This window comes from Chryseobacterium limigenitum, assembly GCF_900114875.1.
Taxonomy (GTDB): Bacteria; Bacteroidota; Bacteroidia; order Flavobacteriales; family Weeksellaceae; genus Chryseobacterium; species Chryseobacterium limigenitum.
Map to the genome: position 1 here is coordinate 1 of NZ_FPKW01000046.1, position 6801 is coordinate 6801.

General features: G+C 28.3%; 6 protein-coding genes. 3 read left to right on the top strand and 3 right to left on the bottom strand.

Annotation, left to right across the window (positions count from 1 at the left end; translation table 11 throughout):
- A partial coding sequence (locus BT156_RS21585; RefSeq protein ID WP_083582448.1) for a transposase family protein occupies window positions 1–193 on the bottom strand: 193 nt, incomplete at its 3' end.
- Between the two features lie 183 nt (window positions 194–376).
- On the opposite strand from BT156_RS21585, the gene BT156_RS21590 reads away from it, so the two are divergent.
- A complete protein-coding gene (locus tag BT156_RS21590; protein ID WP_072412976.1) occupies window positions 377–631 on the top strand; it encodes a hypothetical protein in 255 nt (84 codons plus the stop codon).
- Between the two features lie 45 nt (window positions 632–676).
- Complete coding sequence (locus BT156_RS21595; RefSeq protein ID WP_072412977.1) at window positions 677–1789, top strand: NUMOD4 domain-containing protein; 1113 nt, start codon at window positions 677–679, stop codon at window positions 1787–1789.
- A 146-nt stretch (window positions 1790–1935) separates the two neighbouring features.
- Here the strand turns inward: BT156_RS21595 and BT156_RS21600 are convergent, their stop codons facing one another.
- Complete coding sequence (locus tag BT156_RS21600; protein WP_072412978.1) at window positions 1936–2787, bottom strand: hypothetical protein; 852 nt, start codon at window positions 2785–2787, stop codon at window positions 1936–1938.
- Entirely contained in the window at window positions 2780–5821 is a 3042-nt protein-coding gene (locus BT156_RS21605; protein WP_072412979.1) for a transcriptional regulator, read from the bottom strand. Before BT156_RS21605 ends, BT156_RS21600 begins: the two co-directional genes overlap by 8 nt.
- A 787-nt stretch (window positions 5822–6608) precedes the next feature.
- Between BT156_RS21605 and BT156_RS21610 the strand changes: the two genes are divergently transcribed.
- A partial coding sequence (locus tag BT156_RS21610) for a transposase family protein (protein ID WP_083582448.1) occupies window positions 6609–6801 on the top strand: 193 nt, incomplete at its 3' end.

The following is a 6801-nucleotide window of genomic DNA, read 5'->3' on the forward strand; positions in this document are numbered from 1 at the left end:
TCAAGTCTAAATATTTAGCGAAAAACTCTTTCCTTGAGTTTCCAAAATCCTCCACTTCCTCCCAATCTTGGGCGTTACAAATCACTGCCAAAATGGTGATGAAAACAATGTTTTCGACGGGATGTAATTTTTTTCTATTCAATCTAAAATCTTTAATACTTTTAGCAAAAGTAAGTAATTTGTTTTTATTCATAAACATCTGATTATCAGATAAATATACGAAATAAAATTCATTTACACAAGTGTAATGTATTGATTTTTAGATAATTGCAAAATTAATTTTATCTAATTATTTTAATGCGTTTAGTCTGTTTTGAACCCTCAAAGTTAATTTTCTTCCACGAAATTTATTACATTTGAATTAAAACAAACTCAAATGAATCTAAAACCTATTATTGCGTGGACTTTCGGTGGTTCTCTTCTACTTTCATTACTCTATTTTATATTATCTAAATCTTTAGACTGTTCAACGCCTATTACGGGTATGTGGCAGGGTTTTAATGCTACTAAAAACAGTTTCTGCTCGGTTATTGATGCGGTTAAAATGTTAGCTTATGGAGGCTTTATTATTAGTGCAGTCTTGTATCTGATTCATTATTTTGGTTCTGATGATAAATATCCACATTACTAAAATACAGATATCTCAATTCCTTGTAGATCCGAATAATTTTAACGTATGAATCTGCCATCCGATATAAAAGACCAATATGTAAGGGATGTTCTTTGCAATACATCGTTACAAGACCTTCCGGAAGAGGAGTGGAAATTGGTTGAAAATTTTGAGAATTATGCAATTTCCAATTATGGAAGGCTGAAAAGTCTGGAGCGCTGGACTTTTTTACCAAACAAAACCAAAGGTAAGAAAGAACCGGAACTCATCATGAAACTCATTTTAGTGACACAGTTTAACCAATATCTTCAACGCAATTTTTATCAGATACATTGTTCTTTAGCTTCTGAAGGCAAAAAATACCGCAAGTCTATCGCCCGTTTGGTTTATTATCATTTTATTGAAAAATTTGATTTCTATGACCGCAATATTTTGATTTCGTTTAAAGATACCAACAATCTCCATGTTCATTACAAAAATTTGGAGAAAATGACACCTAGTGAAAAGCGTCTAAAAACATTTCGGTTGAATAGAGCAAGAAATAGAGATTTTATCTATAAACAACCCGTGAGCCAATATACCGTAGAAGGTAATTGGGTAGCAGATTTTGAAAGTATGTATGATGCGGAAAAATCTATCGGAGTAGGTTGCGAAAGTATAATGGATGCTGTTAATCAGGAATTTTTAACTGCCGGAAAATTTAGATGGTTTTTGCAAAGTTATGAACCGACAGAAGAGGATTTCATCATTCCTCCAAAATCAGAAACTTCAGAAAAATTACTCAACACATCTCTTTGGGAAAAGCTGGGTAAGCCTACAATTGACAAGAATAATCCGCCACCGTGTCTGAATTTATCGCTTGAAGATATTCCCGATGAACATTGGAAACCAATGCCAGGATTTGATAACAGGTTTGTAATTTCTGATAAAGGAAGAATAAAAAGACTAAGCGGATGGACTTCTGAAGGAAGAAAAATCTTTCTTAAAGAACAAATACTTTCTCAGATTATGAACATCAACAGTAGTAGAAGCTATTCTATGTATTGCGTATTAAGACACAAAAGAAAAAATACCTGTCTGACTATTGCCAAGATGCTGTATTACTGTTTTGTTGAAGAATTTGACTTAAATGATAAAACCATAGTTGTTCCAATAACAATAATCCGCTGTGGAATATAGAATTTTCAAACCTCTCGTTACGTCAGATTTATGATGTGCTTAAAGGAAAAAATAAATGATTAGAGGACGTTTAAAAAAGTAGATTATGCCTTTACATAATCCGCTAATTGATTCAAAGCATATTTTGTCGTAAACATACTTCTCTTTTATTTTTTTTTATTCACTATCCTCCAAAATATAGTCAATCCATATACAGCCGTTGATTCATATCTTATTTTATCTTTATTTGATCCGACTGTAGCATATTTTTCTTGAGGTGCTTTAAACTTAATACCAATATTTGATTTCCATTTATCATAGTGTTCATCTAAAATTGTCCAGCCCATAATATTCATATGAAGCTTAATTGATATTGTTCCTCTACTTGTCTCCAATAATACAGATTGACTATTTTCAGAATCTGCAAAAAAAGATTGTTCTTGCCCATCCCATTTGGTTGCACCATTTGACAGATCCTCATTGTCTATTAAAGCATTGATTAAACCTTTGAAAGCCAACTTCATTCTTTTGTTTTTATTTCTATCTCCTGCAATTGAATAATTTAATTTGTTAGCTGTTTCACTATTCTCACCAAATGCTATAGTTTTTGGATATTTATTTAGGATAAAAGCCATTGCAGTCATTTCACTCAATAATTCTTCGGTTTTTATAACAGATTTATTTATGGAACTTTCCGCATAAATAATTGACGCTATCCTTTCAAAGGCATACTGCTCGATATTTAATTTTACAGAACTTTCTTTTAATTTATCATAATCAATAATATTGTTTTTTTCTTCTAAATAAGTTTTAGGTAAAAATGTCAAATAAATGTCCTTATCAATAATAAAAACTGAGTTGCCTACTTCAATGTCATAACATAAGAATTCGCCATCTAGCGAGTAAAACTGATTTTTGTTTGTACTTTCATTTTCAATTTTTGGATAACTCAATATTTTTTTCTCTTGCAAATCTATAAGACCTTTATCACAAGTTGCAAATGCTAAAATGTTACTCATCGCTAATAAATTTTAATTCAAGTTTCTTATTAATCAATAAAAGATCTTTTTCAAGAATATTTATTTCTGGCAAGTTGTTTTCCCAAAAAACTTTAATAAAATAACCATCTTTTGATGTTACGACTTTTACTTCTTGAATTAAATAATTTTGAAGAAAAAGTCTCCATTTATTATCATTAATAGAATCAAAAAGCTTTAAAAAGCCAACTTTTTTATTGATTTTAGTTGATATGTGTAATAAAGTATAACCACAATATTTATGATGATTTTCATTCTGTTCAAAAATGATATTACTTATTTTTGTAACAAATGGAATATCTTTTTCCAGTAGTTTAGTTTTAGTTTTGATTTCTTTATTAATTGCTTTTTGATTTTCGATTACACTCTTTACTCTTTCTTGTTCTAAGACCCTCATTTTATCTGCATATGGTTCGGTGGCTGGGTTTAACCCTATCATAGAATCTATATAAAATGCTCCTGAATTTATCGTGAACATTTCATCTTTTAAAAGATTTGTATCTTGAATTTCCTTCGACAATAAAATTCCTTTTAACTTTCTAATTCTATTTTCTAATTCTACTTTATCTTGTATTTCTTCTTCTTTAATTGTTTTAGAATCTTTATCATACTTATTCTTTTTTCTTAATTCAATTCTTTTTAGGATGTCAAGGAAATTAGAATCATCGATGAAATCATTTATTTTATTCGAAAGCGATAAGATATTAGAAGTTTTTTTTGTCAAATCTGTTTCATGAGAGTCATATTTTTTCTCTAAATAGTCTATGCTTAATACTTCATTTATACTATTACATATTTTATTAAAAATTATATATTTTCTTTCTTCATCAATTTTTTTATTTAAAATATCGCATAATTCTTTGTAAAGAAAATCGAGTAAATCTTCTATCTTTTGAAATGAAACATTGAAATCCTCATATATCCCAGATTGTGAAATAATTTCTCTATTTGATTTTATTGAAAACTCTAAATCATCTAAAAATAAACCACTGCTAAAACGATTGTTTATTTGATAGATAAATAAATTCAATGTACTACCTTGATTTATATTTGAGATTGTTGATGACCGGCTATTCTTTTCTTCTACAGAGATAGACATTGAACTTGTTTGGTTGATTTCTGAAGTAAATTTCTTATTCAAATTTGAGCTTGTTTTTTTTGCAATTTTGCTCATTTCTCTTGAGAATGTTTTCAAGTTGGTCGTTGTACTACCACTTGCCCCACCTGAAACAAAACCTCCGTAACTTCCACTTACTTCTGCTTCAAAAGAATCCGTTTTACTCATTTCTCTCGAAGCTTCATTTTGAAATTCCGTGGATAAATCAAACGAATTAGATAACGATACATCACTTGTAGTTTTGGAAGAATACGTATTGTTTGTGTTTTGTGTAAAAGAAGAACTTAATGTAATTTGCCTTGTTTCACCAGGGGCTAGATTTATAGAAGCAGCCATTTGTCCAAGCTCAGCTCCTTTCCAAGCAATTCTATATGATAGTCGCTCTCTAATACTTATAACTGGAAAATTAGAAGGAATAATACTTGGCAAAGGATTATAAAATATAAATGCTCCTGTAGGATATTTTTTGTCGGAAAGTATGAAATCATATTTAGGAATAATTACGACACAATTAATTCTAAAGTCTTCATCATTTTCACACTTTTTTAATATTTCGGATAATAATAGTCCTTCATCTGTAATAAAACCAGCATTACTTTTTTTAAGCCTGAATATTTTTATGTTTTTATTCTTTGCTGTAAGCGACTCTTCTAAATCAATCAGTGGGTCGGTATATCTTATTTCTATAGGATCAAAAAAATCGCCTGAATGAGGGATTACGACTTCGTATGTTTCCAAGCCATTACCTAAAGATGCACCTAATATGCCTCCTACTACACCTCCAGCCATACTACCCAAAGCACTACCCAAAAGCCCACTTGAAGCATTATACTTTGGTCTTGTTCTTGTTTCTACAGTAGTCCATTCATAATGTGTTGTGCGACTTTGATATATATTTCCTTTTTTTGCATTATTAAATGTTTTATTACCTATTATTAAAACTTGGGTGTCCGCTAAACAAATGTAAAAGCCAAGTTTTTCAACCCGCTTACATAAGTCATCTATTTTATTTTGAATTTCAAATGATTTGTTTTTTAGATTGAAATAACCAAGATATACAAAACTTAACTGCTCGTCACTTAAATTGTCCGAATAATTTTTTATTAATTCATCAAGTTTTGTTTGGTTGTTTGCATCTGGTTTTGTGTCAATTGCATTTATAACTTTATTTATAAATTCTAATTCAGTATCAAGCCTTTTGTATTCTTCTCTAAAATAATAAACCTCTCTATTTAATATTTCTTTTCTAGAGAATGTTTTCGATAATCTTTCTCTTTCTGGTTTTTCCGTTAAGATGGATTTGTTTAAAATCACTAATTTAATCGATACTGCTTTGTCAAATATTTTTTTCCAAAGAGTTTCAATTGTAGTTGTATCATCAATTACTGGTAGCAAATCTATAATGCTTAAGGGCTTGTTCTTTTTATCAAAAAAAGCGTATATTCTTTCGTTTGCATTTTTATGTTTTAAACACAATATATTTTTAGCATCAACTAAATTAAATTCATCTTTAGCTAAATCATTATAAGTTAAATAGCTTATATCTAATGCCGACCAGTATATGTTTTTTAACTGAAAATTACCACTACTATCTTTTACGTTTAATGTTAAATTGTCAAAATTATCCTCGTCCCAATCAATAAATCCAAATTTTTTCAAATCCCAATATCTATAAAAATACGTTTTTACAGCCTTTAAAGTTGTTGGAATTATATCATTAATATTTTCATCAAATTTATTTATTTCGCAAATGTCTAACCAATCAATATCGACTTTTTTAAATCTTTCAAAATCCATAATTGAATTGGCACTTAAAAAATCACTAGGGGCTAGCAAACTTAATTTTTCTTTAAGTTCCTTCTCATTTTGAGTTGTCCCAAATATAAATTCATTTTTCATTTTAGTATTTATTTAAAAGTTTGAAAATAATTGACATTTGTGCAATACTGTTACATTACATAGTTTAATTTATCCAATTTGTCAATATGAATTAAGAATAATCTGTTTATTGAAAGAAGTTTCCAAATAAAATCATATGTAATACATTTTAGATTGACAAATATTTCTATTATTGATAAAAGACATCATGAATACATATTGTTATCTTAAATTTTTTGACAATAGATTAAAAATATAACGTTATAAACTGGTATATCAAATATTTAGTGAGAGTAAAATGTGAATAAAAATAGAAGATTGGTAAAAAGTATTTCTCATAGTAATAGTTTAGTTTCTATAAAGTTATAAAATTTCTTTTCACAAAAAACATTATTTCTATAGGAAAATTTCTTCGACCTTGTAGTTTGGAAATTTAGTAGGAATTAAAAACCAAATAAATTAAGCTATAAAAAGGAATGAAAAATTTAGTGAATATTTATCGTTTAAGATAGCTATTGAACATTTAATCAATTATAAAGCTGATTATCTCACTCTTATAAACATCGCTTTGTATCCTTTCTGTTGTTATTGAACCTTATTAGAAAATGATTATAATTCTATATGATATTTAAATAATTTTCGTGGTTTTAACATAAAAATTAGAGCTGGAAACTATAATTCATCATAAAACAGACTAAACGCATTAAAATAATTAGATAAAATTAATTTTGCAATTATCTAAAAATCAATACATTACACTTGTGTAAATGAATTTTATTTCGTATATTTATCTGATAATCAGATGTTTATGAATAAAAACAAATTACTTACTTTTGCTAAAAGTATTAAAGATTTTAGATTGAATAGAAAAAAATTACATCCCGTCGAAAACATTGTTTTCATCACCATTTTGGCAGTGATTTGTAACGCCCAAGATTGGGAGGAAGTGGAGGATTTTGGAAACTCAAGGAAAGAGTTTTTCGCTAAATATTTAGACTTGA